31 protein-coding genes are annotated in these 25,924 nt (G+C 63.5%); 16 read left to right on the forward strand and 15 right to left on the reverse strand.

Annotated elements, in window-relative coordinates; genetic code table 11:
• From dtd to glmS, 16 genes are all read left to right on the forward strand, one after another.
• Positions 1 to 462 (forward strand): D-aminoacyl-tRNA deacylase, encoded by a 462-nt coding sequence (dtd, locus tag ACNQFG_RS08910; protein ID WP_423404622.1) that lies wholly within the window; start codon positions 1 to 3, stop codon positions 460 to 462.
• Positions 463 to 472: 10 nt separating this feature from the next.
• Positions 473 to 1,078 carry an MBL fold metallo-hydrolase gene (locus ACNQFG_RS08915; protein ID WP_423404623.1) on the forward strand — a complete coding sequence of 202 codons (606 nt, stop codon included), beginning with the start codon at positions 473 to 475 and terminating at the stop codon, positions 1,076 to 1,078.
• A gap of 15 nt (positions 1,079 to 1,093) precedes the next feature.
• A complete protein-coding gene (hemZ, locus tag ACNQFG_RS08920; protein ID WP_423404624.1) occupies positions 1,094 to 2,554 on the forward strand; it encodes a coproporphyrinogen dehydrogenase HemZ in 1,461 nt (486 codons plus the stop codon).
• The gene (locus ACNQFG_RS08925) at positions 2,520 to 3,458 is read left to right on the forward strand and encodes a nucleoside kinase (RefSeq protein WP_423404625.1); all 939 of its coding nucleotides are present in this window, start codon (positions 2,520 to 2,522) and stop codon (positions 3,456 to 3,458) included. The genes hemZ and ACNQFG_RS08925 overlap by 35 nt, the downstream gene beginning before the upstream one ends.
• 171 nt (positions 3,459 to 3,629) lie before the next feature.
• Positions 3,630 to 4,064, forward strand: coding sequence for a zinc-ribbon domain-containing protein (locus ACNQFG_RS08930; protein WP_423404626.1), 435 nt, complete (start codon positions 3,630 to 3,632; stop codon positions 4,062 to 4,064).
• Positions 4,065 to 4,250: 186 nt separating this feature from the next.
• The gene (locus ACNQFG_RS08935) at positions 4,251 to 4,997 is read left to right on the forward strand and encodes a MazG family protein (RefSeq protein ID WP_423404627.1); all 747 of its coding nucleotides are present in this window, start codon (positions 4,251 to 4,253) and stop codon (positions 4,995 to 4,997) included.
• Positions 4,998 to 5,028: 31 nt separating this feature from the next.
• Entirely contained in the window at positions 5,029 to 5,298 is a 270-nt protein-coding gene (locus ACNQFG_RS08940; protein WP_423404628.1) for an HU family DNA-binding protein, read from the forward strand.
• Between the two features lie 165 nt (positions 5,299 to 5,463).
• On the forward strand, positions 5,464 to 5,709 hold the full coding sequence (locus ACNQFG_RS08945) for an RNA-binding S4 domain-containing protein (protein WP_423404629.1): 246 nt from the start codon (positions 5,464 to 5,466) through the stop codon (positions 5,707 to 5,709).
• A 110-nt stretch (positions 5,710 to 5,819) separates the two neighbouring features.
• On the forward strand, positions 5,820 to 6,101 hold the full coding sequence (locus ACNQFG_RS08950; protein WP_097792547.1) for a YabP/YqfC family sporulation protein: 282 nt from the start codon (positions 5,820 to 5,822) through the stop codon (positions 6,099 to 6,101).
• 124 nt (positions 6,102 to 6,225) lie between these two features.
• Positions 6,226 to 6,558, forward strand: a complete 333-nt coding sequence (locus ACNQFG_RS08955) for a hypothetical protein (protein WP_423404630.1) — start codon at positions 6,226 to 6,228, stop codon at positions 6,556 to 6,558.
• 45 nt (positions 6,559 to 6,603) lie between these two features.
• Complete coding sequence (locus ACNQFG_RS08960) at positions 6,604 to 6,909, forward strand: septum formation initiator family protein (RefSeq protein WP_423404631.1); 306 nt, start codon at positions 6,604 to 6,606, stop codon at positions 6,907 to 6,909.
• 74 nt (positions 6,910 to 6,983) lie between these two features.
• A complete protein-coding gene (locus ACNQFG_RS08965; RefSeq protein ID WP_423404632.1) occupies positions 6,984 to 7,526 on the forward strand; it encodes a S1 RNA-binding domain-containing protein in 543 nt (180 codons plus the stop codon).
• An 84-nt stretch (positions 7,527 to 7,610) separates the two neighbouring features.
• Complete coding sequence (locus ACNQFG_RS08970) at positions 7,611 to 8,813, forward strand: THUMP domain-containing class I SAM-dependent RNA methyltransferase (RefSeq protein WP_423404633.1); 1,203 nt, start codon at positions 7,611 to 7,613, stop codon at positions 8,811 to 8,813.
• A gap of 190 nt (positions 8,814 to 9,003) precedes the next feature.
• The gene (locus ACNQFG_RS08975) at positions 9,004 to 9,861 is read left to right on the forward strand and encodes a DUF5685 family protein (RefSeq protein WP_423404634.1); all 858 of its coding nucleotides are present in this window, start codon (positions 9,004 to 9,006) and stop codon (positions 9,859 to 9,861) included.
• Complete coding sequence (locus ACNQFG_RS08980; RefSeq protein WP_423404635.1) at positions 9,858 to 10,406, forward strand: hypothetical protein; 549 nt, start codon at positions 9,858 to 9,860, stop codon at positions 10,404 to 10,406. The genes ACNQFG_RS08975 and ACNQFG_RS08980 overlap by 4 nt, the downstream gene beginning before the upstream one ends.
• A gap of 384 nt (positions 10,407 to 10,790) precedes the next feature.
• Positions 10,791 to 12,611 (forward strand): glutamine--fructose-6-phosphate transaminase (isomerizing), encoded by a 1,821-nt coding sequence (glmS, locus tag ACNQFG_RS08985; protein ID WP_423404636.1) that lies wholly within the window; start codon positions 10,791 to 10,793, stop codon positions 12,609 to 12,611.
• A 138-nt stretch (positions 12,612 to 12,749) separates the two neighbouring features.
• Here the strand turns inward: glmS and ACNQFG_RS08990 are convergent, their stop codons facing one another.
• The 15 genes from ACNQFG_RS08990 to cobM are packed head-to-tail and all read right to left on the reverse strand — an operon-like array spanning position 12,750 to position 25,923.
• On the reverse strand, positions 12,750 to 13,421 hold the full coding sequence (locus ACNQFG_RS08990; RefSeq protein WP_423404637.1) for a precorrin-8X methylmutase: 672 nt from the start codon (positions 13,419 to 13,421) through the stop codon (positions 12,750 to 12,752).
• A complete protein-coding gene (locus tag ACNQFG_RS08995) occupies positions 13,418 to 14,914 on the reverse strand; it encodes a cobyric acid synthase (protein ID WP_423404638.1) in 1,497 nt (498 codons plus the stop codon). Before ACNQFG_RS08995 ends, ACNQFG_RS08990 begins: the two co-directional genes overlap by 4 nt.
• The gene (cobD, locus tag ACNQFG_RS09000) at positions 14,911 to 15,963 is read right to left on the reverse strand and encodes a threonine-phosphate decarboxylase CobD (RefSeq protein ID WP_423404639.1); all 1,053 of its coding nucleotides are present in this window, start codon (positions 15,961 to 15,963) and stop codon (positions 14,911 to 14,913) included. The genes ACNQFG_RS08995 and cobD overlap by 4 nt, the downstream gene beginning before the upstream one ends.
• An 11-nt stretch (positions 15,964 to 15,974) precedes the next feature.
• The gene (gene cbiB / locus ACNQFG_RS09005; protein ID WP_423404640.1) at positions 15,975 to 16,937 is read right to left on the reverse strand and encodes an adenosylcobinamide-phosphate synthase CbiB; all 963 of its coding nucleotides are present in this window, start codon (positions 16,935 to 16,937) and stop codon (positions 15,975 to 15,977) included.
• Positions 16,934 to 17,533, reverse strand: coding sequence for a histidine phosphatase family protein (locus ACNQFG_RS09010; protein WP_423404641.1), 600 nt, complete (start codon positions 17,531 to 17,533; stop codon positions 16,934 to 16,936). The genes cbiB and ACNQFG_RS09010 overlap by 4 nt, the downstream gene beginning before the upstream one ends.
• Positions 17,527 to 17,844 carry a bifunctional adenosylcobinamide kinase/adenosylcobinamide-phosphate guanylyltransferase gene (locus tag ACNQFG_RS09015; protein ID WP_423404642.1) on the reverse strand — a complete coding sequence of 106 codons (318 nt, stop codon included), beginning with the start codon at positions 17,842 to 17,844 and terminating at the stop codon, positions 17,527 to 17,529. Before ACNQFG_RS09015 ends, ACNQFG_RS09010 begins: the two co-directional genes overlap by 7 nt.
• A complete protein-coding gene (locus ACNQFG_RS09020) occupies positions 17,841 to 18,593 on the reverse strand; it encodes an adenosylcobinamide-GDP ribazoletransferase (protein ID WP_423404643.1) in 753 nt (250 codons plus the stop codon). Before ACNQFG_RS09020 ends, ACNQFG_RS09015 begins: the two co-directional genes overlap by 4 nt.
• The gene (locus ACNQFG_RS09025; RefSeq protein ID WP_423404644.1) at positions 18,590 to 19,111 is read right to left on the reverse strand and encodes a bifunctional adenosylcobinamide kinase/adenosylcobinamide-phosphate guanylyltransferase; all 522 of its coding nucleotides are present in this window, start codon (positions 19,109 to 19,111) and stop codon (positions 18,590 to 18,592) included. The genes ACNQFG_RS09020 and ACNQFG_RS09025 overlap by 4 nt, the downstream gene beginning before the upstream one ends.
• A complete protein-coding gene (gene cobT, locus ACNQFG_RS09030; RefSeq protein ID WP_423404645.1) occupies positions 19,105 to 20,169 on the reverse strand; it encodes a nicotinate-nucleotide--dimethylbenzimidazole phosphoribosyltransferase in 1,065 nt (354 codons plus the stop codon). Before cobT ends, ACNQFG_RS09025 begins: the two co-directional genes overlap by 7 nt.
• Complete coding sequence (locus ACNQFG_RS09035) at positions 20,166 to 21,512, reverse strand: cobyrinate a,c-diamide synthase (protein WP_423404646.1); 1,347 nt, start codon at positions 21,510 to 21,512, stop codon at positions 20,166 to 20,168. Before ACNQFG_RS09035 ends, cobT begins: the two co-directional genes overlap by 4 nt.
• Positions 21,509 to 22,711: a precorrin-6y C5,15-methyltransferase (decarboxylating) subunit CbiE gene (gene cbiE / locus ACNQFG_RS09040; protein ID WP_423404647.1), complete on the reverse strand. Its 1,203-nt coding sequence runs from the start codon at positions 22,709 to 22,711 to the stop codon at positions 21,509 to 21,511. Before cbiE ends, ACNQFG_RS09035 begins: the two co-directional genes overlap by 4 nt.
• Positions 22,699 to 23,445 (reverse strand): precorrin-6A reductase, encoded by a 747-nt coding sequence (gene cobK / locus ACNQFG_RS09045; RefSeq protein ID WP_423404648.1) that lies wholly within the window; start codon positions 23,443 to 23,445, stop codon positions 22,699 to 22,701. The genes cbiE and cobK overlap by 13 nt, the downstream gene beginning before the upstream one ends.
• Positions 23,442 to 24,176, reverse strand: coding sequence for a precorrin-3B C(17)-methyltransferase (gene cobJ, locus ACNQFG_RS09050; RefSeq protein WP_423404649.1), 735 nt, complete (start codon positions 24,174 to 24,176; stop codon positions 23,442 to 23,444). Before cobJ ends, cobK begins: the two co-directional genes overlap by 4 nt.
• Positions 24,173 to 25,168, reverse strand: coding sequence for a cobalt-precorrin 5A hydrolase (locus ACNQFG_RS09055; RefSeq protein ID WP_423404650.1), 996 nt, complete (start codon positions 25,166 to 25,168; stop codon positions 24,173 to 24,175). The genes cobJ and ACNQFG_RS09055 overlap by 4 nt, the downstream gene beginning before the upstream one ends.
• Complete coding sequence (cobM, locus tag ACNQFG_RS09060) at positions 25,165 to 25,923, reverse strand: precorrin-4 C(11)-methyltransferase (RefSeq protein ID WP_423404651.1); 759 nt, start codon at positions 25,921 to 25,923, stop codon at positions 25,165 to 25,167. Before cobM ends, ACNQFG_RS09055 begins: the two co-directional genes overlap by 4 nt.
• Between the last annotated feature and the right edge of the window lies 1 nt (position 25,924).

Genomic DNA, 25,924 nt, shown 5'->3' on the forward strand with positions numbered 1-25,924 from the left:
ATGCGTGCAGTCATTCAGGCCGTTTCGTCGGCCAGTGTCCGGGTCGATGGGGGCGAGCCCCGTGCCATCGGCCCCGGCCTTGTCATCCTGCTGGGCGTCCGCGACACCGACTCGCTGGACATCGTACCCAAGCTTGCCGATAAATGCGCGGGCCTGCGCATCTTCAAGGATGAGAACGACAAGCTGAATCTCAGCGCAAAGGACCTTGGCTATTCGGCTCTGGTGGTGAGCCAGTTCACCCTGTATGGGGACACCCGAAAGGGCTTCCGGCCCAGTTTCATCCACGCAGCCAAAGCCCCGCTTGCAGTGGACGCCTACGAGCTGTTCCTTGCAGAGATGAACAAACAGGGCCTGAAGGATGTTCAGCACGGCGAGTTTGGCGCGGACATGCAGGTGGCTCTTGTGAACGAAGGACCCTGCACCATTATCATCGATACCGACGAGTGGAAAAAGAAGGATTGAGAGGGATAACATGCAGGCATTTCATCTTCTCGGCTCTGCGCCGTTTTACACCAACAGTTTTCTGCTGCTCACCAAGGCAGGCCATGCGGTCATCATCGACCCGGCGGCCGGGGTGCAGGAGTACGATAAGATCCTGCGGGACCACGGTGCCGTGCTGACGCACATCCTGTGCACCCACGGCCACTACGACCATGTGGGCAGCGCCGGTGTGCTGAGCCGCGAGTGGGGCGCAAAGATCTGGTGCGAAGCCGCCGACTGCGCCGGGACCCAGCTCTTCCCCCTGAAGAGCGCCGATTTCGGTTATGGAGAGGGGGCCAACCTTTCGGTGGATGAGCTGACCTTCACCGCATGGCACACCCCCGGCCACACCGAGGGCAGCGTGGTGCTGCTGTGCGGCGAGTATCTCTTTGTGGGCGATACGGTCTTTCAGGGCAGCATCGGCCGCACCGACCTCGAAGGCGGCAGCGACCGCAAGCTGGAGGCGAGCCTGCGCAAGTTCGCGGGCCTGCCCATCCCCAAAGAGACCCAGCTCCTGCCCGGCCACGGGGATTTCTCGACCTATGGCGAGGAGCTGGAGACCAACTACTATATCAAAGCCGCACTGCGGAACGCATAAAAAAGGCAGGAACACATGAAGATCTATATCACAGGGCTTGCATCCGGCTACGAAGTGGAGCATCTGGTGCGTTTGTTTTACCCAATGGCACCGCTCACCCTGACTCCGCCCGAAGCTGGGGAGGACTGTGTGTGGGCCGAGCGGAAGCAGGACGGTCTGCTGGCGCTGGTGCGGGAGCACGGCGGACAGGAGGCTGTCTCCGCCCCGCTGCCGGGGCCGGACGGCGAGACCGAAGCCTTTGCTCTTGCCAGCTTGACCTATGATCTGCTGCGGGATTGGACCGGCATCCGCCCGCCATGGGGCAAAATGACCGGTGTGCGCCCGGTGCGGCTCATCCACGACAAGCGCGCCGCAGGCTGGACGGAAGCGGAGATCGACCACTTTTTCCTTGACCGGTTCGACTGCTCCCAGCAGAAATACCAGATGGCCAAGGCCATTGCCGACCTGCAGGAGCCGATTTTGAAAGTGGGCAATGAACCCGGGACCTACAGCCTGTACATCGGCATCCCGTTCTGCCCGTCCCGGTGCAGCTACTGCAGCTTTGTCAGCTGCAATCTGGACCGCGACCGCAAGATGGTGCAGCCTTATGTGGACTGCCTGTGCAAAGAGGTGGAAGAGATCCGCATTCAGGCAGACAAGGCGGGCCTGAAACTGTGCAACATCTACATCGGCGGCGGCACGCCCACCAGCCTGTCTGCCGACCAGCTGCGGCAGCTGATGGGCACCGTGCGGCAGTGCTTTGACCTTTCCCGCGTCGTGGAATATACGGTGGAGGCAGGCCGTCCGGACTGCACGGATGCCGAAAAGCTGGCGGTCATTAAGGAATACGGCGCTACACGCATCTCTATCAATCCGCAGACCTTCTCGGACGAGGTGCTGGCGGGCATTGGGCGCAAGCACTCGGCGCAGGACATTCTGGACTGCTATGCCGAAGCGCGCAAGGCCGGTCATGATGATATCAACATGGACCTGATCGCCGGCCTGCCCGGCGACACGGTGGAAAGTTTTGAGCGCAGCCTGCGGCAGGCCATCGCGCTGGACCCGGAGAACATCACCGTGCACACCCTCACCCTCAAGCGGGCTTCCCGCATCGTCATTGAGGACCAGAAGGAGAACGACTACGCCGATGTCGCCGCCATGCTGGAAAAGTGCAATCTGCTGGCCGAGGCGGGTTACCGGCCCTACTACCTCTACCGCCAGAAGAATACTCTGCAGAACCTGGAAAACGTGGGCTGGTGCAAGCCGGGCCACGAGGGATATTACAACATCTATATCATGGAGGAAGTCCAGACCATCCTCTCCGCCGGTGCAGGCGGCAGCACCAAGCTGGTGGCCGACGGCGGAAAACGGATGCAGCGCATTTTCAATTTTAAGTATCCGAACGAATATATCCAGCGTTTTGCGGAGGTGCTGGAACGCAAAAAAGGAGTGGCTGATTTTTATGATCACGATTTGGGTACCCAAACGTCTGGTTGAGATCGATCTGTACAATGTGGCAGCCCGCAGCCCGCAGGCACTTGCCGACCTGAGTGAGCAGAGCTATGCCCAAAGGATAGATTACGCCGCCCAGAAAGTGCAGCTTTCCGGTGCAAAGATCGTCATGCTCACCGGCCCGTCGGCCAGCGGCAAGACCACCAGCGCCCACTGCGTTGCAAAGGCTCTGCAAAAGCGCGGGACCCCGGCGCAGGTGGTCAGTCTGGATAATTTCTTCAAAGGCGCAGAGTTCTATCCGCGCCTGCCGGACGGCACGCTGGACTACGAGAACCCCGATACGCTGGATCTGCCGCTCATCAAGCAGTGCCTGCGGGAGCTGAGCGAGACGGGCAAGACCGTGCTGCCCATCTACGATTTCTCTGCCGAAAAGCGCTCGGCAGAGGTGGAGCCCATCGACCTGCAGGGCGGTGTATGCATCGTGGAGGGCATCCATGCGCTGAACCCGGAGCTGACCGGCCTTGTAAAGGGCGACGACATCTACCGCATCTATGCAGGCCTGCGGGAGGAATACTGCATCGATGGCCGCCGCGTCATCAACACGCAGGATATCCGCCTGTGCCGCCGCACCCTGCGGGACGCTGCAGCGCGCGGCCGCAGCCCGGAAAAGACCCTTGCCATGTGGGACCGCGTGCTGGACGGTGAGACGCGGTATATCAAGGGCTTCAAAACCACGGCAGACTTTTTGCTGGATACCTCCTTTACCTACGAGCTGGGCCTGATCTCCAAGCTGCTGGGCGTGGTGCGCCGTCAGTTCACGCTGGAAGGCCACAATGCCGAGCTGTGGGACGAGACAGCCCGCCGCTTTGAGCATGTGGCACCGCTGGAGCTGGAGCTGCTGCCGGAGGACAGCATGCTGCGGGAATTCTACGGCAGCGAGGCGAACTGACGAAGGGCTGTCCGGAGTTTGTGTAAATGCGAAAAATCTGTTTCCAAATCCGCACGAAACTGTAAAACTTGCGGCAAATTCGTTGCAATCAGAGGTGGAGTGCGCTATAATGAAACCATCATCCGAAAGCACAGGAGGGGAAGTACCCTTCCGCTGAGAGAGGTGTCTTTTATGGATTTCAACAAGATCAAGGAAATGGGTCTGGAATATGCCGAAAAAGGCAAAAATGCAGCAATGGATCTGGCCGAGCGCGGCAAGACGCAGGCAAAGATCGTGAACGAGCAGACCAAGCTCGCCCGCGCACAGCGCCAGTTGGGCGCACTGGTGTACAGTCTGGCCAAGGGCAAGGAAGAAAACCAGCCGCTGGTGGATAAGTATATCGAGATGATCGATGCCATCGAAAAAAATCTGGCCGCTCTGCGCGAGAGCATCGGGACGCCCGCAGCGGAAGCTGCCCCGGAACCCGAAGCACCGGCGGACAGTGTGACTATTGAGTTCCCCACCGACGCACAGCCTGCTGCGGAGGAAAAGAAGACCTGCCCGCAGTGCGGTGCTCCCGTCTCGGACGATGCACTGTTCTGCAACAAGTGCGGTGCACAGCTGTGACCTGAAATTGAAACAGCCCGAAGCGGGCGGTGTCCGTGCGGGATACCGTCCGTTTTTGTGCCAAAGTGTGAAAAATCTGGAAACATTTGGAGCGAAAAACCGGAAAATGCGCTTGTCCCCTTGAAATATGGCGGATTCTGCGATACAATAAAGCCCTACTTTTGGAGCAGAAGGGAGCGTTTGCCCATGCTGGACTGGCCGGAGCGGGAGCATTATACGGCAGAGGACCTCATCGAGATCCTCCGCATCCTGCGCGACCCCGAAACAGGCTGTCCGTGGGACAAGGTGCAGACGCACCAGTCCATCCGGAAAAATTTTCTGGAGGAGACGTATGAGGCACTGGAAGCCCTGGATGCAGACGACCCCGCGATGCTGCGGGAAGAGCTGGGCGATGTGCTGATGCAGGTAGCCTTCCATGCCGTCATGGAGGAGGAGCGGGGCCGGTTCGATTTTGAACAGGTTTGCCGTGAGGTGTGCGAGAAGCTGGTGTTCCGGCATCCGAACATCTTTGCGTCCTCGGCGGCACAAAATGCGGGTATAAACGGCTGGGATGCGCTCAAAAATAAGGAAAAGGGCCGCACCACTCTGGCTGATGAGCTGGGCACAGTGCCGGTTACGCTGCCTGCTTTGATGCGTGCCCAGAAGCTGCAGAAGCGCGCCGCAGGCCATGGCCTCGGTGCAGTGGACCAGGAATGCGCGGCTGCTGCCCTGCGGGCGGCAGAACAGAACTGGGACGCCGCTGCACCGGAGGATGCCGCCGCACGGGCGGGAGAACTGCTGTTTGCTGCGGCCAATGCCATGCGGCTGGCTGGTGTGGACGCGGAGGAAGCGCTGACCTTTGCCTCGAAGCAATTTCGGGACGAGCTGCTGGCGCCACAGGCGGGAGCGAACGGGTATCAGGCCGAAACGCCTGCTCCGATAGATAGAAAATGATGAGTACAAATTTTGTGGAGGTTTTACTACTATGACGAAGACCGATCTGATCGCACAGGTTGCTGCGAACACTGAGATGAGCAAGAAGAGCGCTGAGCAGGCTGTCAATGCTGTGTTTGAAGCACTGAGCAAGGCCATGTCTGAGGGCGAAAAGATCACCATTTCCGGTTTTGGCACCTTTGAGATGCGTGAGCGCGCCGAGCGTCAGGGCATCAACCCCCGCACCCGTGAGTCGATCACCATTGCCGCTTCCCGCAGCATCGTGTTCAAGCCCGGCAAGTCCCTGAAGGACACCCTGTAAGTTCGATCTTTGCCGCCGGGGCCGCAGCTGGTTCCGGCGGTTTTTGTTACCCCTCTCCGTCAAAGTTTGCCGGCTTTGCACGAGCAGAACACGAGCAGAATAAGAAAAAGCCCCTTGCTGCGGGAGCCTGCGGGTCCCGGCAGAAACGGGCGGAAAGATACGATCATGCGATTGGACAAATACCTGAAAGTTTCGCGTCTGATCAAGCGCCGCACCGTGGCAAACGAGGTGGCCGATGCAGGCCGCATCCTCATCAACGGCAAGATCGCCAAGGCCAGTCAGGCCGTCAAGGCGGGCGACATCATCGAGGTGACCTTCGGCAACCGGCCCATCAAGGTAAAGGTGCTCTCGGATGTGGAGCCGCGCACCAAGGATGTGGCCCGCGAGATGTACGAGATCCTTTCGGAATAAGACGGAAACGTGTATTCGATTTGGAGCTGTTCCGGAATCTGGAACAGGAAGTCAAATAACGAATAACAGCACCCTGCCCTTCATACAGTGAGAAAAAGGGGAGTTGTGCCATGAACAAGACCGCCGAAAAAACGCCCGCTCCGCCCCACGACCTGATCCTGGAAGGCCGCAGCAAACTGACGGTGACCGGTGTGAAGCGGGTGCTGCGGTGCGATGCCGACAGCGCCGCGATGGAAACGGGCAAAGGGGTGCTGCACCTGACGGGAGCCGAGCTGAACGTGACCAGCCTCGACCTGGAGAGCGGGGAGGTGCGCCTGACCGGCCGCATCGACGCGCTGGAATATACGGCCGAGCGGACGCCGGGCGGCCTGCTGCGCCGTCTGCTGCGCTGATGGCCCCGGCACTTCCGGCGGGGCTCATTGGGCGGGAGGCGGCAGCCTGCGTTCTGCTGGGGGCCGTTCTGGGCGGGGCAAGGGCGCTGTTCCCGGAAAAAGGCCGGGGGCCTTTCTGCCGGACGTGCTGCTCGTGGGGGCGCTGCTGCTGGGGCTGCAGTCCTATGCGGCGTCGCTGAGCTTCGGCGGGGTGCTGCGGTGGTATCAGCTGGCGGCGGCCGTCTTTGGCGCGTGGGCGGCAGAACGTGTGCTGCGCGGGCCGGTGCGGGGTGTGTTCTTTGTGCTGGGGCTTCCGCTGCAAGGAGCCCGGCGGCTCCTCACGCCGGTGCTGCTGGCCCGAAAAGCGCGTTCCAAACGTGCCAAAGAACGCCGGAACGCAAAAAGGAACGCAAAAAAACAAAAAAAGAACTTGCCAAGACCACAGCGGATGTTGTATAATTCTAACGTATCAAAGTAAGACCACAGGCGCATCGGGCCTGCTGATTTCAGGGGGCACTGAGTTATGACGAATCCGAGCCGCAAAAAACGCAGAAAGAACACGGTGCTGCGCACGGTGTTCCGGCTGTTCTTTCTTTTGCTGCTGCTGAGTATGCTGGCAGCATACATTTCCAATCAGGTCACCATCAGCTCCAAACGTGCGGAGCTGGACACGCTGAACGAGCAGATCGCCCAGCAAAAGACTGAAAACGAGGAGATGCAGCGCATTCTCAGCGGCGATGCAGACCAGATCACCGAGTGGGTCGCGCGGGATTCTTACAATTACGCTGCACCCAACGAGCGCATCTTTGTGGATGTGACCGGCAACTGAGGGCGGGTCCTCCGGGAGGGTCTACGGCCCGCCCCGGAACAGCCACCCAAAAAGAGAGCAAGGAGTATTGAGTTTTGGCAATTGAGGTAGGGAACGTATTCGAGGGCCGCGTCACCGGTGTAAAGCCGTTTGGCGCTTTTGTCGCACTGCCGGAGGGCCGTGTAGGCATGGTCCATATTTCCGAGGTGTCCAATGAATATGTGCAGGACATCAACACCGTCCTGCACGACGGCGATACCGTGAAGGTGCAGGTCATTCAGGTGGCACCGGATGGCAAGATCGCGCTGTCCATCAAGCGCCTGCTGCCGCGCCCGGCCCGCACGGACCGCGGCCCCCGCCCCGGCGGCCCGCGCAGCGGTGCCCCGCGTGAGGGCGGACATTTTGGTGGTTCCCGCGGCGGCGGACGCCCCCCGCGTGAGGGCGGCAGAGGCCCTGCCCGCGACAGCGCACCCCGTGTATGGCAGCCCAAGGCTCCCGTCCGTTCCGATAACATGAGTTTTGAGGACATGATGAGCCGCTTCAAGAGCCAGAGCGAAGAGAAGATGGCCGATCTTGATCACGAGACCAATAACCGCCGCGGCGGTGGTTATGCCCCGCGCTCCCGCCGCGGCCGCTGAACCCAATGAACTGATCGGGCCTGTCCCCAGCCGGGACGGGCCTGTTTTTGTGAACTGCGCCCCGGCGCAAGAAAGGAACGCTAAATGCCTGCAAAATTTGAACTGATCGCGCCCTGCTTCTTCGGCTGCGAGTCCACGGCCAACTTCGAGCTGCGCCGCATCGGCGCGGAGAACATCCGGGTCAGCGACGGCCGCCTGACCTTTGAGGGTGGCGCAGAGATGATCGCTGCTGCAAACCTCAATCTGCGCACGGTGGAGCGCGTGATGCTGCTGCTGGCCCGCTACAGGGCCGCCACCTTTGATGACCTGTTCGACGGCGTGTACGATATCCCGTGGGAGGAGCTGCTGCCCGCAGACGCAGCCTTTCCGGTCACCGGCTCTTCGCTGAACAGCCAGCTGTCCAGTGTGCCTGCCTGCCAGAGCATCATCAAAAAAGCTGTGGTCAAGCGCCTGATGGCAAAGCACCACACCTCTGTGCTGCCGGAGACCGGCGCGGAGTACAAGATCCGCTTCATGCTGCGCAAGGATCAGTGTGAGATCATGCTGGACACCACCGGCGACGGCCTGCACAAGCGCGGCTACCGCCGCAACGCCATGGAGGCACCCATCCGCGAGACTTTGGCGGCTACCATTGCAGACCTTGGCCGTGTGCGCCGCGACAGTCTGGTGGAGGACCCCTTCTGCGGCAGCGGCACGCTGCTGATCGAAGCTGCTCAGAAAGCCATGAACATTGCCCCCGGCCTGAAGCGCCGCTTTGCCGCCGAGCGCTATGGCTTTGTGCCGGCAACCATCTGGGCCGAGCAGCGTCAGAAGGCACTGGCCGAGGCCAAGCTGGATGTGGGCTTTGAAGCCTTTGGCTATGATATCGACCCTGCCGCTGTGGCTCTGGCCAACGCCAATGCAAAGCTGGCCGGTGTGGAAAAGCGCTGCCACTTTGAAGTGGCTGATGTGGCAGCCTTTGAGGCCAGACCCGAAGCCATCGTGCTGACGAATCCCCCGTATGGCGAGCGCATGAGCACCATTGAAGGTGCTGCAAAGCTGGCCCGCACGCTGGGCCGGCAGATGGAAGCACACCCCTGTGCAGGCGTGTATGCGATCACTGCCGATATGGATTTTGAGACCCACTACGGCAAGCGTGCCAACAAGCGCCGCAAGATGTACAACGGCATGATCCCCTGCCAGCTGTATATGTACTACGAGGCCCCGAAGTTTGAGCACAAGGCAAAGCCCATGCCCAAACAGGGCTTTGACGGCAAGCGTTCCACCGGCCGTTTCGAGAAAAAATAAGCAAAAGTAATACTTTACAGCCGCACCGAACGGGAAAGTTTGGTGCGGCTGTTGCTTTCCGGGGCTGACAAGGTGCGAATCTTTTACATTTCGTCAGTTGCATCCAAGACCGAAAAAAGGTATACTTATATTACTGTAAGAACATGCAGCGCGAGGCTGCTGGAAAGGGAGGACGGCAATGGAAGGGCGCATGAGACCCTATCTTCCGGAGCTTACCATCCGCGATTATAATACATATCTGTGGTATCTGCGGGGGGTGCGCTGGCAGATGAGCCGCAGCTACGGGTTCTACTCCTGTCGGCTGCTGCAACACAACGGTGTGCTGTTCGCGCTTCTGGCGGACAGTCTGGCCGGCCGGTCGGCTACCTGCGTCAACCAGCGCCTGCCCGGTACGCTCTGCTGCAGGCGGATGATGTGCCAGACCCAGGGCATCCGCCTGGCGGCACAGGTGGAAGTGATGATGGGCTGGCATAAGCTGCAGGACCGCCGCTGGGACGAGCTGCCGCTCCGGAGCCAGCTGTTCCGCGCGGTGGATCACGCTCTCCTGCGCCGCGCCTACGAGAAGGCGGTGAACGAAAACCCTGCGCTGGAACGTCTGTTTGGGCAGGAACAGGCCCAGGCCGTGGTGCAGATGAACCTGAGCGCCAAGAACTACAGCGTGGCGGCTGAGCCGATGAGCAACATTTACGGTGCACTGTATTCCACCCTTGCCACCGACGACCCCAGCCAGCGCAAGAGCATGCGCTACATCGGCAGCAGCATCGGGCGGGTGTTCTATCTGCTGGATAAGGCCAGCCGGGTGGAAGAGGACCGCAAGGTGGGCCGGTACAATGTGTTTCTGGTCAATGGCATCCATGAGGAGGATGCCGCCATGGAAAATGCCCGGCGGCAGGCGCTGGCCGCAGCGAACGACCTGGTCCGCGCCTACGGGATGCTGGACGTCAAGCTGAACAAATCGCTCATCGACAATATCATGATCCTCGGCCTGCGCCATGCGGTGGACCCGCTGGACGCCGAGAACCAGCCGGTGCGCTGGGAGCTGCCGTGAAGGGCCGCAGCAGCTGGGCTATGGCCTACTGCGGCATGGCGGCGGCGCTGAGCGTCGCGCTGATGCTGCTGGGGGCCGTGGTGCCGGTGCTGATGTTCATTGCACCGGCCGCAGCCAGCCTGCTCATCGCTACGGTCTGCATGGAGTGCGGCATGAAGATGGCCCTTACGGCCTACGGCGCGGTGAGCCTGCTCAGCCTGCTGTTCGTGCCGGACAAAGAGGTGGCTCTCGTCTTCGTCTTTCTGCTGGGGTATTACCCGCTGGCAAAGCCGAAGTTTGAGCGCATCCGCCCGAAGCTGCTGCGGGGTGTGTGCAAGCTGCTGCTCTGCAATGGGGCGCTGGCGGCGATGTACGGGCTGGTATTTCTGCTGGTGCCGGCAGGCAGCATTTCGCAGGAGCTGCGCACCACCGCGCTGGCTGTCTCGCTGGCAACGCTGGTCATGGGCAATGTTGCCTTTGTGCTGTACGACCGGGCCATTCATAATCTATTGCAGGTCTACCGCCTGGTCTGGCAGCCAAGGCTGCATAAGATGCTGGGGAGGTGACCCGAAACCGGAGACGTTGCAAGGACTGCCAAGGCCTCTCCTACCAGGAGAGGTGGCAATGCGAAGCATTGACGGAGAGGTTGTACAAAGAGAAGACCTTGAGAGGGCATCGAAAGAAGGAATGTGGACTTTTTGTTGACACAAAGCGCCGGGCCACGCGGGTGACAGCCGCGAGGGTGACGAGGAGAGGAATCATCGAAAGATTCGGCGGATGTTTCTCCGGTCGAACAGGCTATACCGATCGCAGCAAGGGGCAAAAAACGGCAGCAATACCGCAACAGATCCCTTCAAAGAAAGCCATACAAGAACATAAACTGGAAGAGAAGCTGACAGCTGTTCTGTGCGCATGTTGAGCGCCGGGCTGTCGGTATGGAGGTATTTTGTATGTGTGGCATTGTTGGTTATGTCGGTAAGCGCAGTGCGCAGGACGTGCTGCTGGATGGTCTGGAAAAGCTGGAGTATCGCGGGTACGACTCCGCCGGTGTGGCGCTTGCGCTGGACGGCGGCATCCGCGTGGTCAAGAGCAAGGGCCGCCTGGCCGAGCTGCGCAAAAAGCTGGAATTGCAGGCCCTGGCCGAGAGCGGCTGCGGCATCGGCCACACCCGCTGGGCTACCCATGGCGAGCCCAGCGATGTGAACAGCCACCCGCATTCGACCCCGCGTGTGAGCATTGTGCACAATGGCATCATTGAAAATTACGGCATCCTGAAGGAGCGGCTCATCGCGAAGGGCTACACCTTTGAGAGCGAGACCGACACCGAAGTGCTGGTAAAGTTGATCGACAGCTGCTACGAGGGCGAGCCGCTGCAGGCCATCCACGAGGCTTTGAGCATGGTGCGCGGCAGCTATGCGCTGGCCGTGCTGTTCCGGGATTACCCGGACACCATTTTTGCAGTCAAGCGGGAAAGCCCGCTGATCGTCGGCTGGGGCGAGGGCGAAAACTTTGTGGCTTCGGATATTCCGGCACTGCTCAAGTATACCCGCCGGTACAGCGTTCTCGAAGAGGGCGACCTTGCCGTCGTGACGCGGGAGGGCATCCGCTTCTACAACGAGTTCGCCGAGCCGGTGGAGCGGGAGGTCCTGACCGCCGATTGGGATATGGAAGCTGCCGAAAAGGGCGGCTATCCCCACTTTATGCTCAAGGAGATCAACGAGCAGCCTGCGGCCATTATGGCCACGGTCAGCCCCCGTGTAGAGGACGGACTGCCGGTGCTGCGCATCCCGGAGCTGTCGGATGAAAAGCTGCGGGGCATCGGCACCATCCATCTGGTGGGCTGCGGTACGGCTATGCATGCCGGTATGGTGGGCAAATCTGCCATTGAAGCGCTGGCCCGTGTGCCCGCCGAGGTGGACATTGCCAGCGAGTTCCGTTACCGGGACCCCATTCTGGAAAAGAACAATCTGGTCATCATCATCAGCCAGTCCGGCGAGACCAGCGACACGTTGGCAGCGCTCAAGCTGGCCAAGAGCCGCGGCGTGCCGGTGCTGGCCATCGTGAATGTGGTGGGCAGCTCCATTGCACGTGCCGCAGATTATGTAATGTACACCTACGCCGGGCCGGAGATCGCGGTAGCATCCACCAAGGCGTATATGGTGCAGATGTGCGTGCTGTATCTGTTTGCACTGCGGCTGGCCTATGCGCGCGGTGCCCAGACCGAGGCCGAGACCCGCCGCCTGACCGCAGAGCTTCTCCGCGCCAGCGAGGTCATCAAGCCGCGCCTTGCAGATTGTGAGCAGATCAAGTACCTTGCCAGCCGCTATGTGAACACCCAGAGCTGCTTCTTCATTGGGCGCGGGTTCGACTATGCGCTCTCGCTGGAGGGCAGCCTGAAACTCAAGGAGATCAGCTATGTGCACTCGGATGCCTATGCAGCCGGTGAACTGAAACATGGTACCATCAGCCTGATCACCGATGGCGTGCCGGTGATCGCACTGGCCACCCAGAAACAGGTGTACGAAAAGACCATTTCCAATGCCAAGGAGACCAAGAGCCGGGGCGCGAAGGTCCTGCTCTTCACGACGAAAGACGCCGTGGTGCCGGACGGTGTGGCAGACTATGTCGTCCGTCTGGACGATTACGACGACCTGCTCATGCCGCTGCAGCTCATTGTGCCGCTGCAGCTGTTTGCCTATTATATGGCTGTTCTGCGCGGCTGTGACGTGGATAAGCCGCGCAATCTGGCCAAGAGCGTGACCGTGGAATAAAAACAGACGCCTCCGGATGGAGTGTGCCCCTCCCATGGAACTGGGAGGGCGCGCAGACCGTCCGGAGGCGTTTTGAATGGACAGCAAACAAGGCCGTTCCCGTGCATTGTGCAGGGGAGCGGCCTTGCGTGTTTCAGCCTATTTCCACCCTCTGGCAGAGGGGTCCAGCATTTCGGCGGCAGAGTAAATGAGGGCGTTGCAGATGGCTGCAGCCACATTGCTGCCGCCCTTGCGGCCCATGGCAGCGATGGCAGGCACGCCGTATCGCTCGCAGGCGGCAAACAGTACTTCCTTGCTTTCCACCACATTCACAAACCCCACCGGCACGCCAATGACCAGTGCAGGCCGCAGCCCAGCCTCGATCTCTTCGGCGATGGTCAGAAGGGCTGTGGGGGCATTGCCGACGGCCAGGATGGCACCCGGATGCTCCTGCGCGGCCCGGTGCATGGAGGCCACAGCGCGGGTGGTCCCGGCGGCCTTGGCGGCAGCGGCGACCTCCGGGTCGGCCATGTAGCAGAGCGCCGCGCTGCCCACTTTGGCAAGGCCGGGCCGTGTGATGCCCGCCAGCGCCATATTGGTGTCGGTAACGATGGGCGTCCCGGCCCGCAGGGCGGCGACTCCGGCGGCGACGGCACCCGGCGTGAAGCGCAGATTCCGGGCGTAATCGAAATCCGCGGTGGTGTGGATGACCCGCTTGACCACCGCAGCCGTCTCCGGCGGCGGGGTCAGGCCCAGCTCGTCCAGTTCCCTTGTGATAATGGAGATGCTCGTCCGTTCAATGTCGGCGGGCAGATGATGCTGCGGTGTCATGTGCGGCTCCTTCCGTTCAGGCCCATTGCGGCGTAGAGGGCATCCAGATCCAGAGCGCTGCGTACCCCGTCGGCCAGCCGGTCGAACTGCTGCTGGCGGTATTGCTCCATCGGGATGAGCGCGGCACTTTCGGGGCGGATGCCCTTCCGTTTGCACAAAAATGCGGTCAGTTTTTCGGTCAATTCGCCGGTGTCGAACAGGCCGTGCAGGTAGGTACCGAATACACCGTCCTGCACGCAGCCTTCGGGGTGGCCATCGGCCTGGGTGCAGAAGGGGAGGCCCTGCACCTCGGTGCGGCCGGTGTGGATCTCATAGCCCGTCAGCGCGGCCCCGGCAAACGGCCCGGCTGTGGCGGTGGCGCGGGTCTGGGTGCGGCGTTTCTGCGCAGTAAAGACGGTGCGGGTGGGCAGCAGACCCAGCCCGCGCAGGGTCTGCGGACGGCCGCTCTCGCTGCCCATGGGGTCGGCCAGCGTTTCGCCCAGCATCTGATAGCCGCCGCACACGCCGAAGACCGGGGTGCCCCGCGCAGCCAGCTTGAGCAGGGCCGGTTCCAGACCGGACTGCCGCAGCCAGCGCAGGTCGTCCATGGTGTTCTTGGTGCCGGGCAGCAGGATCAGGTCGGGTGTGCCGAGGGTGCGCGCGTTTTGTACATACCGCACGCCCAGCAGCGGGTGCTGTTCCAGCGGGATAAAGTCGGTGAAGTTCGAGATGTGGGGCAGCCGGACGATGGCGAGGTCCAGCGGCTTGACCGCTTTGTCGGCGTCCAGCCGTTCGGAGAGAGAATCCTCGTCCTCGATCTCCACCCGCAGGTACGGCACTACGCCCAGCACGGGCAGCTGCGTTTTTTCTTCCAGCATGGCAAGGCCGGGCCGCAGGATCTCCACATCGCCCCGGAACTTGTTGATGATGAGCCCCCTGATGCGGGCACGCTCGTCGGCTTCCAGCAGCTCCACGGTGCCGTACAGCTGCGCGAATACGCCGCCGCGGTCGATATCGCCCGCCAGCAGCACCGGCGCATCCACCAGCTTTGCAAGGCCCATGTTCACGATATCGTCGGCTTTCAGGTTGATCTCCGCCGGGCTGCCCGCGCCTTCGATCACGATGATGTCCACATCCTCGGCCAGGCTGTTGTAGGCGGCGAGGATGTCCGGGATGAGCGATTTTTTCATTTTAAAGTAGGCGGCGGCGGACATCTGGCCCCGGGCCTTGCCGTTCACGATCACCTGACTGCCCACATCGCTGCTGGGCTTGAGCAGGATGGGGTTCATGCGCACATCCGGCTCCACGCCTGCAGCCTGTGCCTGCACCACCTGAGCACGGCCCATCTCTGCACCGTTGCGGGTGACGAAGCTGTTCAGGGCCATGTTCTGGCTTTTGAAAGGGGCCACGCGGTAGCCATCCTGCGCAAAGATGCGGCACAGCGCCGCGCACAGCAGGCTTTTGCCCGCACCGCTCATGGTGCCCTGCACCATAATGCACCGGGCTTTGCTCATGAAAACACCTCCGAAAGGGTCTGGAGCAGCTGCTCATTTTCCGCCGCTGTGCGCACGGCGGTGCGGTACCAGCTGGCATCAAGGCCCGGATAATTGCCGCAGCTGCGCAGGACAACGCCCTTCTGCCGCAGGGTCTCGCCCAGAGTTTCGGGGCCTTGGAACAACAGATAATTGGCGCGCCCGTCCAGCACCCGCAGCCCCAGAGCCCGCAGGCCGGAGGCCAGCAGGGGCCGCTGCGCCGCGATGAGGGCGCGGACCTGCTCCACGTAGGCGGTCTCGTCCAGCGCGGCCAGCCCCGCTGCCTGCGCCAGGCTGGAAACAGCCCAGGGCTGGCCGGTGTGCTGCATGGCGTCCAGCAGGGCCGTGTCCGCGCTCAGAGCGTACCCCAGCCGGACGCCTGCCATGCCGTAAAGCTTGGTGAAGGCTTTCAGGATCAGAAGATCGCCGCTGCCCAGCAGCGGCTTTGCGGTCAGCTGCGCATGGTCGGGCAGAAAATCGAGGAAACATTCGTCCAGCACGAGCAGCGCCCCGCAGGCGGTGCAGCGCTGCAGGATGCGGGCCACGAAGTCCGGCGGGGTGAGCTGGCCGGTGGGGTTGTTGGGCTGACAGAGGAAGACGAGGTCCACCCGGTCGTCGATGGCGGAGAGGAATGCTTCCGGCACCGCAAAATCATCTGCCGCCTGCAAGATGAAGCGCTCCACCGTGCAGCCGACGGTTTCGAGCGCGGCGGCATATTCGGCAAACGTGGGGGCGGTGACCAGCGCCCGGCGGGGCTTTTTGGCCCATACCAGCCGGAAGATGAGGTCTGCCGCGCCGTTGCCGCAGAGGATGTGGTCTGCGGGCACACCCTCGTGCAGGGCGAGCTTTGCCCGCAGTTCCCGGCACAGCGGGTCGGGGTAGCGGTCTGCCGTGGCAAGGGACGCCGTAATGGCCTTTGCCACCCCTTCCGGCAGGCCCAGCGGGCTGACATTGGCCGAAAAATCCAGCGCGTCCCGCCCGAACTGTGCCCGGTATCCGGCCCAGTCGCCGCCGTGTACCAAGTTTTCCATGGGTCGTCTCCTTACATGAATCTACAGACCGCCAGCCGGATTGCCAGCCCGATGGCCAGTGCCAGCAGGCTTTCGGCATACATCATCCGGTTGGCGCGGCGGATATCCTCCGGCTCAATGGGCCGCAGAGGGTCGCCGATGGTGGGTTTGTCATAATATTCGCCAAAATAGTAAGCCGGGCCGGCCAGCTGCACGCCCAGTGCACCGGCGCAGGCGCTTTCGGTCTGGGCGCTGTTGGGGCTGGCATGGTTCCGGCGGTCCCGCCGCCAGATCTTCCACGCGCCCGAAGCGCTGTTCCCGGTGAGCGCCGCCGCAGCGGCCCAGAGCAGCCCGGCGATCCGGCTGGGCAGATAGTTCGCCGCATCGTCCAGCTTCGCGGCTGCGCGTCCAAAGTAAAGATACTTCTCGTTTTTGTAGCCCAGCATGCTGTCCATGGTATTGATAGCCTTGTAGGTCAGCGCCAGCGGTGCCCCGCCGATGAGCATATACAGCAACGGCGCAATGACGCCGTCGCTGGCATTTTCGGCCACCGTTTCCACCGCAGCTTTGGTCACACCCTCTGCGGTCAGGTTCTGGGTGTCGCGGCCCACGATGCGGCTCACGGCTTTGCGAGCGGCGGGCAGGTCCGGCTTGACGAGCTCCCGGTAGACGCGGGTGCTCTCCTGCGCAAGGCCCCTTGCCGCCAGCGCCTGCCCGCACCAGAACATCTGCACCGCAAGGCCCAGCCACGGGCTGAGCTTTGCCGCCGCCAGACACACAAGGCTCGTGACCAGAAAGGTGCCCACCGGCAGGCAGAACGCCGTCACGGCACCGCCCAGCAGCTCGCCCTGCGGGGTGCCGGGCAGGCGGGCGCGCAGCCGCCGTTCCAGCGCGGAGATGACCCTGCCCATGTACACCACGGGGTGGGGGAGCCACGCCGGGTCGCCAAAGAGAAGATCCAGCACGAACCCGCCCAAAACGGCTACTCCGATCATTCTGCCGCCTCCTTTGTGTATTGCACGGTGCGCACGAGGTGGAGCACCCGTTGTTCGGCCCAGTCGCGGGCATCCAGCAGATAGCCGCCCGCATTCGGGGCACACCAGTGGTAGTAATCTGCATGGGGCAGCGCATAGCGCTCCATGGCGGCCATCTGGGTGCCGCCGTGGGCCAGAATGACGAGGGTCTCCTCGCCGTCGGCAAGGGCCTGGTCCACCAGTGCGGAGAACGCCTTGCAGACCCGCTCGGAGAAGACCGCCTTCGTCTCACCGTCGGGGCAGGGGCTTTCGCAGTTGGCCTTCACCCATGCCTGATACTCGGGGTCCTTTTCCATCTCGATGAAATTGCGGCCCTCAAAGCTGCCAAAGCACATCTCCTGCAAATCGCGTACCTCCACGAGATCGGCGTCTGGGAAGAGCACCTCGGCGGTCTGGCGGGTGCGGCAGAGCGGGGTGATGTAGACCGTCCGGGGCCGGAGGTCGGCCTGGCGGAGCTGGGCCCGCCCTTCGGGTGAGAGCGGGATGTCGCGCTGGCCCTGATAACGCTTCTGGGCGTTGTATTCCGTCTGGCCATGACGCAGAAGATAGATCAGCATTGAGACAATTCTCCTTTCAAAACCGTGGGGATGCCGCAGAACATCTGCACCACGCACTCTGCCCGTGCGGCCAGCAGGCAGGCCAGCCGCCCGGCGGCTTCCCGCGCAGCGCGTTCGGCTGCGTCCATGGGCACGACGCCGCCGCCCACCTCGGTGGCGAGGACGAAATCATACGCAGCGAGGCGGTCTGCAAGGCTTTCCAGATCCTCCGCCGCTGCGGCCAGCTCCTGTACATCGGTGATGCGGGTGCCGGGAAAGTTCTGCGCAAAGGTGCGCTTGCCGCTGTAGAGCGGCCCGGTAATAAAGATCATAGCAGCCCTCCCCACTGGCAGGCACACAGCGCCGCCAGCATCCAGAGCTCGGCCTTTTGCAAAAACCACCCGGCAAGGTCGCCGGTGATGCCGCCGAACTGCCGGTCAGAAACAACACGATAGCGCCAGAAAACAAGAAGCGCCGCAAGAACGAGCGCCCCGCCGCCCAGCAGCACCAGCGCAGCGCAGAGCAGGCCCGCCAGCACCAGCAGGACGCTGCGAACGGCCTTGCGGTCTGCCGCAGAAGCGAACGTGTGGGCAAGGCCGGTGCTCCTGGCCAGCGGGAAGGAGGCGATGGCAAGGCCCGAAAGCGCCCGTTCCAGCACCAGTGCCAGCGTCCAGCAGAGGCCGATGCGCGGCGTGAACTGCACGGCCGTGCACAGGGCAAAATAGGCCAGAAAATAGCTGCACAGCCGGATGACCGCAAAGGCACCGCAATGGGGGTCTTTTAATATTTCCAGCTTCTTTTCTCGGTCGCCGTAGCTGGAAAGGGCATCGCAGGTGTCGGCGTAGCCGTCCAGATGGATGCCGCCTGTGACCCAGACGGGGATGAGGCAGAACCCGCCCGCCCGGACGAGTGCCGGGAGCGGCAGTGCCCCGCATAGGTACCACAGGGCCCCGCACACCGCGCCGATGAGCGGGAAGGCGCACATGGCATAACGCATATTTTTTTCGTTCCAGTCGAACTGCGGCACCGGGATGGCCGAAAACATGGCAAAGGCCACCGCAATGGTCTGCAAAACGATCATTTTTCGACTCCTTTATAGTATACCGGGATGCCGCATACCACCCGCACCACCGCATCGGCGCGGGCCGCAAGAGTGTTGTTGACCTGCGCCAGAGCCTTCAGATACCGGTCGGTGTCGCCCGCGTAGTTTGCCCCGCCGCTGAACACCTCGTTGGAAACAACGATGAGGTGTTCACATTGCGCGGCCAATTGGTCCAGACCGTCCAGAATGACCGAAGCGGCGGCTTCGCCCGCCCCGGCGGGGTCGTAAAGTTCGTTGGCGGTCAGGTTGCCGAGGTCTTCCAGCAGGACGGTGCCCCGCGCGGGCAGGTGCACCGTGCCCAGATGCAGGGGGCACTCCAATGTCTCGAACTGCTTTTCCGCCCGCATCCGGCGGTGCTTTTCCACCCGTGCGGCGCACTCGGCGTCCCATACCTGCATCGTGGCAAGGTAATAGCGCGGGAGCGCGGTCTGCAGCACAAGGCGTTCGGCGTACGCGCTTTTTCCGCTGGCTGCGCCGCCGACCACCAGCGTCAGCATTGGGGGGTATACGGCAGGATGCCGCCCTCCGTAAAGGAATAGCAGTGGTCGTAGACCGCCAGTGCCAGATCCCACAGCGGAAGCGCGGCCACAGCCCCGGTGCCCTCGCCGAGGTGGAGCCCCGCCGTCAGGAGCGGGGCCTTGCCCAGCGCTTCCAGCACCAGCCGGGCCGCAGGCTCGGTGGAACAGTGGCTGGCGAACACGGCCTTGGCGGCGGCGGGGCAGAGCCGCACCGCGCACAGGGCCGCCACCCCGCTGATGAAACCATCCATCAGGATGGGCAGGTCTTCCAGTGCGCCGCCAAGGAAGACCCCGCACAGCCCGGCGATGTCAAAGCCGCCCAGCTTGGACAGCACGTCCAGCGGGTCGGCAGCGTCGGGCTGGTTGCGGGCGATGCCGCGCCGGATGGCGTCCAGCTTGCGGGCCAGCCCGGCGTCGGAAAGGCCCGCGCCCCGCCCGGTCATGACCTCAATAGGCTGGCCGAGCAGGACTGCCGCCACAGCGCTGGAGGTGGTGGTATTGCCAATGCCCATTTCACCGGTGGCGAGCAGCTGGCACCCCTGCGCTTTCTGTGCCCGCACCAGTTCGATGCCCGCCGCGATGGCCTCCACAGCCTGGGTGCGGGTCATGGCGGGGCCTTGGGTGAAGTCTGCCGTTCCGGCGGCGATGCGGCGGGGGACAACGCCCGGCACCGGGGCACCTGCCATGCCCATGTCCACCGGCACGACCTCGCAGCGGGCCGTTTTTGCCATCTGGCAGACGCTCGTCCGCCGCGCCGCAAGGTTTTCGGCCACGGCACGGGTCACTTCCTGCCCGGTCTGGCTCACGCCCTGCGCCACCACGCCGTTATCCGCGCAGAGCACGAGGACGGCCCGGCGGTCAAAGGCGAGCTGCGCCGTGCCGGTAAGGGCGGCGGCATCCTCCAGCATGGTCTCCAGCCGGCCCAACCCGCCCAGAGGCTTTGCAAGGCTGGCCCAGTGGGCGTGTGCCGCCGCGCGGGCGGTCTCGCTGGGCGGGGTGATGGCGGTGAGAAGCTGTTTCAGTTCCGGTTCGGTCATGGGGTCTGCTCCTTCTGGTGATTGAGTACGGCGGCTTCCACAAACCGCCGGGGCAGGGGCGTGCCCGCCCAGTATAAATGCGGGAAGCCCGCATAGAGATGTTCATTGGCAAAGCTGCAGGCCCAGCTGCGGCCATTGGCTTTTGCAGCGGTCAACGCCGTGCCGTTCGCGGTCGAGTCCCAGTGGTGGAACTCGTGGGCGGGGAAGGACTCTCCGGCGCGGAACAGCAGGCTGTCGGCGCGGGCGGTCAGCTCCGCGTACCCGAACCGCACCAGCCGCCCGACCGGAAAGCCGCTGCCCGGCAGGACGCCCGCCATGGGCCAGACGGCACCGTCGGCGTCTTCGAGCGTCTGCCCCAGATAGAGGAAGCCGCCGCACTCGGCCACGGTGGGCAGACCGTGCTCCACAGCCTGCCGCACAGAAGCCCGCATCGAGCGGTTCCCACTCAGCGGGCCTGCGTACAGCTCCGGGTAGCCGCCGGGCAGATACAGCCCGCCAAGCTCCGGCGGAAGGGCCGCATCGTGCAGGGGGCTGAATGGGACAAGCTCGGCCCCGGCGGCGGTCAGGGCCTCCAGCGTTTCGGCATAGGTAAAGCAAAAGGCTTCGTCCTGCGCAACGGCGATGCGGGTGCGCGCCGGGGCGCGGGCGGCAGGCTGAGCCAGCGGTGCAGGCCGGTCGGTCAGGGCCTGGAACTGCATCCAGTCCAGCACCAGCGCATCCGCAAGCAGGGCAATCTTTTGCTGAAGCCCGGCGATCTCCCCGGCGGTCTTCAGCCCCAGATGACGGCTCTCGATGGACGCCTCCGGCAGGCGAGGCAGATGCCCCAGCACCGGCAGGCCGGTCTCCCTTTCCAGCATCGGTTTGAGCATCTTGTACAAAGCAGAGGTGCAGTCGTTGAGCAGAACGCCGACGATGCGGCTGGGGGTGCGGAACGTTTTCAGCCCGTTGATCTGCGCGGCCAGGGTCAAACTGGCCCCTTTGGCCGGGACGACCAGCAGCACCGGTAGGCCCAGCGTGTCGGCCAGATGCCAGGCGCTGGCCGTGTCGGTCACGCCGCCCAGACCGTCGTAAAAGCCCATGGCCCCCTCACACACCGCCGCCCCGTGCCCGGCGGCACCCTGTGCATAAAGGGCGCGCACGGTATCCGGTGCGGAGAAAAAGAGGTCGAGGTTGTGGCTCTCGACCCCCAGCACGGCCCGGTGGAACATGGGGTCGATGTAGTCCGCCCCGCTTTTGAACGCACAGGGGTCGGCCCCGCGCTTTTTCAGCGCCGCCAGCACTGCGCAGGCAACAGTGGTCTTGCCGCTGCCGGAAGAAGGCGCGGCGATGAGGAATTGCATCATTTGCGTGTACCCGTAATGAGGAAGATGGGGTTATTGGCCATGAGCAGGTGCAGTCGGCCCGCCGGTTTTGTGCGGCTGACGGCGATCTGCGTTACCTCTGCGGTCAGGCCCCGGGCCGTGAGGGCGGCAATGGCAGCGCCCAGCGTTTCCAGCGCAATGGCCGAAATGCAGAGGCGGGCCTGCGGGTTTTTGGCCAGCACAGCGTCCACCACGGCCTCCATGCTGCCCTTGGTGCCGCCGAGGAAAACGGCGTCCGGGGCGGGCAGAGCTTCCAGAGCCTGGGGGGCTTTCCCCTCGATGAGGGTCAGATTCCAGGCTGCGAAACGCTCCCGGTTCTTCCGGATAAGAGCGCAGGCCTCCGGGTCGCATTCCACGGCATAGACCCGCCCGCGCGGGGCGGCAAGGGCCAGTTCCACACTGACACTGCCGGTACCGGCCCCCACATCCCACAGCGTGTCTGTGGGGCGGACGGCCAGCTTTGCCAGCGCGGCAGCGCGGACTTCCTGCTTCGTCATGGGAACATCTCCCCGGAGAAAGGCTTCGTCCGGGAACCCGGCACAGCGCCGGGGCGGCTGGGGCAGATGTTCGATGAGCAGAACGCTCAGGGATGCCGTGCTTTTTTGCGAAACTTCCTGCGCGGTGCCGAAGAAGATCTTCTCCTCCGGTGCGCCGAGCTGTTCGCCGACCAGCGCATGGGCCTGCCCCAGCCCGGCGGCGGTCAGGGTGCGGCAGAGGGTGGCAGGGGTCTCGGAGCCGCCGGTCAGGAAGAAGACCGGTCGGCCATCCGCCGTCAGGCACTCGGCCACCGGGTCGCAGGCGCAGCCATGGGCCGAGACCAGCTTCCAGTCCTGCCAGGGGCGGCCGACCGCCGCCGCGAGCAGCTGGACGCTGGAGAGGCCGGGCAGGACGCGGCAGGAGATGCCGCAGGCCCGCAGCATGGGCAGCAGCCCGGAAGCCCCGGAGTAAAATCCGGTATCGCCGCTGTAAAGCAGGGCTGTGTCTCCCTCCGGATGCTCCGCAAGGCAGGTCAGAATCTCCTCCGGCTTGTACAGCGCCTTCCGGTGTTCGGTGCAGCCGTCCGGCAGGTGCTCCAGCAGCCGCCGGGCGCCTAAAATGAGGTCGGCCTGTTGCAGGGCCGCAAGCCCTTCGGCGGTCAGGGAGCCGGGCAGTCCGGCCCCCATTCCAATCAGTGTGACCATGCCAGCACCTCCTTGCAGCGGGTCAGGATCTGCTCCGCCGTTTCGCCCTGCTCTGCGGGGCGGCGAAGGACGATGAGCTGTGCGCCGGTGTCCTGCGCGGCCTGTGCCTTCTCGGCAAAGCCGCCCGCTGCGCCGCCGTCCTTGGTGACGAGGTACCGGATCTGGAACTGCTCCAGCAGGGCCCGATTCAGCGCATAGGAGAAGGGGCCCTGCATCGCGATGATGTTTTTGTGAGGGATGTGCGCGGCCTCGCAGGCTGCGATGCCCTCCGGGGTGGGCAGCACACGGGGGAACAGGCGGGCAGGCTCGATGCCGGAAAAGGCCGCGAGCTCCTTGGCACCGGTGGCAAGCAGGATATTGCCGCAGGTGTTTGCAAGAAACTCTGCCGCGTGTGCGGCCGACTGAAAGACCATGCTCCCCGCCGGGAGCGGGCTTTCGGCCCGGAGCAGGCGGTGGTACTCAATGCAGGCGGTTTTACACGCAGACCGGATGTTTTTGGTGGCGTCCACCGCATAGGGATGGGTGGCGTCCACGCAGAGGGCGGCCCCCTGCAGCAGGGTGGTCATTTCCTCCGGCGTCAGCCGCCCGCAGTGGACGGTGACACCCTGCAACCGGCCCTGCTCTTCGGCTCCCAGCGGGGTCGCTACGCTGACGAGGACTTCGGCCCCCTGCGCGGCCAGCTGGCGGGAGAACAGACGGCCCTCGGTGGTGCCGCTGAACACGACGATCTTCATGCGCGATACCCCCTCGGTGTGACCATCTTTCCGCCCAGCTGCCGGGTGGCGGTGTTGCCGATGAAGACGGTGGTGAACATATCCACCGGGGCGGTTTCCAGTTCCGCCAGGGTCAGGATGCGGTGGGTCTGTCCCTCCCGCCCGATGTTCCGCACCAGTCCGCAGACGGTCTGCGGCGGTTTGCCGTGGTCCAGCAGGATGCGGACGGCTCTGGCCAGATAGTCCGGCCTGCCCTTGGAAGAGGGATTGTACAGTGCCACGCAGAAATCGCCCTGCGCGGCGCAGGCCAGCCGCTTTTCGATGACCTCCCACGGGGTGAGCCGGTCGGAAAGGGAGATCACGCAGAAATCGTGGGCCAGCGGCGCGCCCAGCACAGCCCCACCGCTGAGGGCGGCCGTAAGGCCGGGCACCACTTCTACGGCAACGTCCGGGTAATCCTGCGCCAGTTCCAGCACAGGGCTGGCCATGCCGTAAACGCCTGCGTCGCCGGAGCAGACCAGTGCGACGACTTTGCCGTGCCGTGCCGTTTCCAGCGCCCAGCGGCAGCGGTCGATCTCCTTGGTCATGCCGGTGGAATAATATTCTTTTTCCGGGAAATAGGGGCGCACAAGGTCCAGATAGACCGTATAGCCGCACAGCACCTCGGCTTGCGTTAAGGCGCTCTGCGCCTGTGCGGTCAGAAACTGCGGGCCGCCGGGGCCAAGCCCGACCACAAAAACGGTGTTCGTCATGAAGAAACCCTCCAATCTGGGGCAAAGGGGGAAAGGGCCAGCGCAAAGGTCACGCCGCCGCCCGCCTGTTTGGGGATGCAGATGCTCCCGCCGGACGCCAAAACGGCTGCCCGCTCGCAGACATTGTCCACGCCGGTAACGCTCTGCACAAAGGCCGAAGGCGTAAAGCTGCCGGGGGCGGTCTGCAGCGCTTCGGCAGAGAAGAACGAGAGGCCCCACCGGTGCGCCGCGCAGAACGCAAGAAGCCCGGCCTCGTTCTGCTTCAGGTCGATGCTGGCGGCGGCTGCGATGCACTGCGGGGCCAGTGTGTGGGCGGCACAGAAGGCGGAAAAGGCGGCTTCCAGCTGCTCTGCCGTCGTCCCGCGCCGGCACCCGATGCCCAGCACCCCGATGCGCGGGGTCAGATGCAGGGCATTCCCGGCGGGGGAGAGGGTCAGAGCAAAGTCGGCAGCTTCCGGCGCTGGTGCCGCATTCACCCCGGCCGGGGCCGGGCCTGCGATGGGAAACTCCGACCAGAATAAGACCGGCTCCCCGGCCAGCAGTTTCCCGCTGACGGTCTTGATGCGTTCGGGTTCCAGCACCCGGCAGTTTTGATGCCTTGCCCATTCGTCCACGGCAAAGAGGCCGTGGGCATCGGTGGCCGTGGTGATGACCGGGACGGCCCCGCAGAGGGCCGCGATGGTTCGCGCCAGATCGTTGGCACCGCCCAGATGGCCGGACAACAGCGGCACCGCAAAGTGTCCGCATTCGTCCACGACCACGACCGCCGGGTCGCTGGCCTTGCTGCGGCAAAACGGCGCGATGGCCCGCACTGCGATGCCCACGGCCCCCACAAAGATCAGGGCCTCGTTTTGGGCAAACGCGGCGGCGGTCCACTCTGCCAGCGAAGGCCCGCCGTGCCCGCAGCGGGTCACAGGGCCGGGCAGCGCGCGCGCCAGTGTTTCTGCCAGCGCCAGCCCGGTCTCAGTAAAGGCGGCATAGGCGCGGCTCATGCGTCGGCTCCTTTGCGAAACTCCGTCGTGAAGGCGGGGTCGTAGAGCCGACTGCGCTCATACCGGGTGCCGAGGAAGTCGCCCACCACGATGAGCGCCGTTTTGGTGATGCCCGCTGCATGAACGCTTTCCGCCAGCGTACCTACGGTGCAGCGCACCGTTTTTTCTTCCGGCCATGTGGCTTTGTAGACCACAGCGGCAGGCGTTCCGGGGGTGTAGGCCCCTTGCAGCAGAGCCTCCTGCACCTTGTCAACGAGGCCGATGGATAGGAAAATGACCATCGTTGCCCCGTGGGCAGCAAGGCTTGCCAGCTTTTCTTTTTCCGGCACCGGGGTGCGGCCCTCCATGCGGGTGATGATGACGGTCTGGCTCACGGTGGGCAGCGTGTACTCTGCATTCAGTGCCGCCGCTGCACCGCAGAAGCTGGACACACCGGGGGTATCATCGTAGGGAACGCCCTCGGCATCCAGCACATCCATCTGCTCCCGGATGGCACCGTAAAGGCAGGGGTCGCCGGTGTGCAGGCGCACGGTGATCTTACCCGCAGCTTCCATCTGCCGCATCACATCCAGCACCTGCTCCAGCGTCATTTCAGCGCTGTTATAAATGGCGCAATCTGCCTTTGCAAGGCCCAGCAGGGCCGGGTTCACCAGACTGCCCGCATAGATGATGCAGTCGGCTTTCTGAAGCAGGGCCGCGCCCCGCCGGGTGATGAGGTCCGGTGCGCCGGGGCCTGCACCAACAAAATGTACCATA

This window comes from Faecalibacterium prausnitzii (genome assembly GCF_049532945.1).
Taxonomy (GTDB): Bacteria; Bacillota; Clostridia; order Oscillospirales; family Ruminococcaceae; genus Faecalibacterium; species Faecalibacterium prausnitzii_N.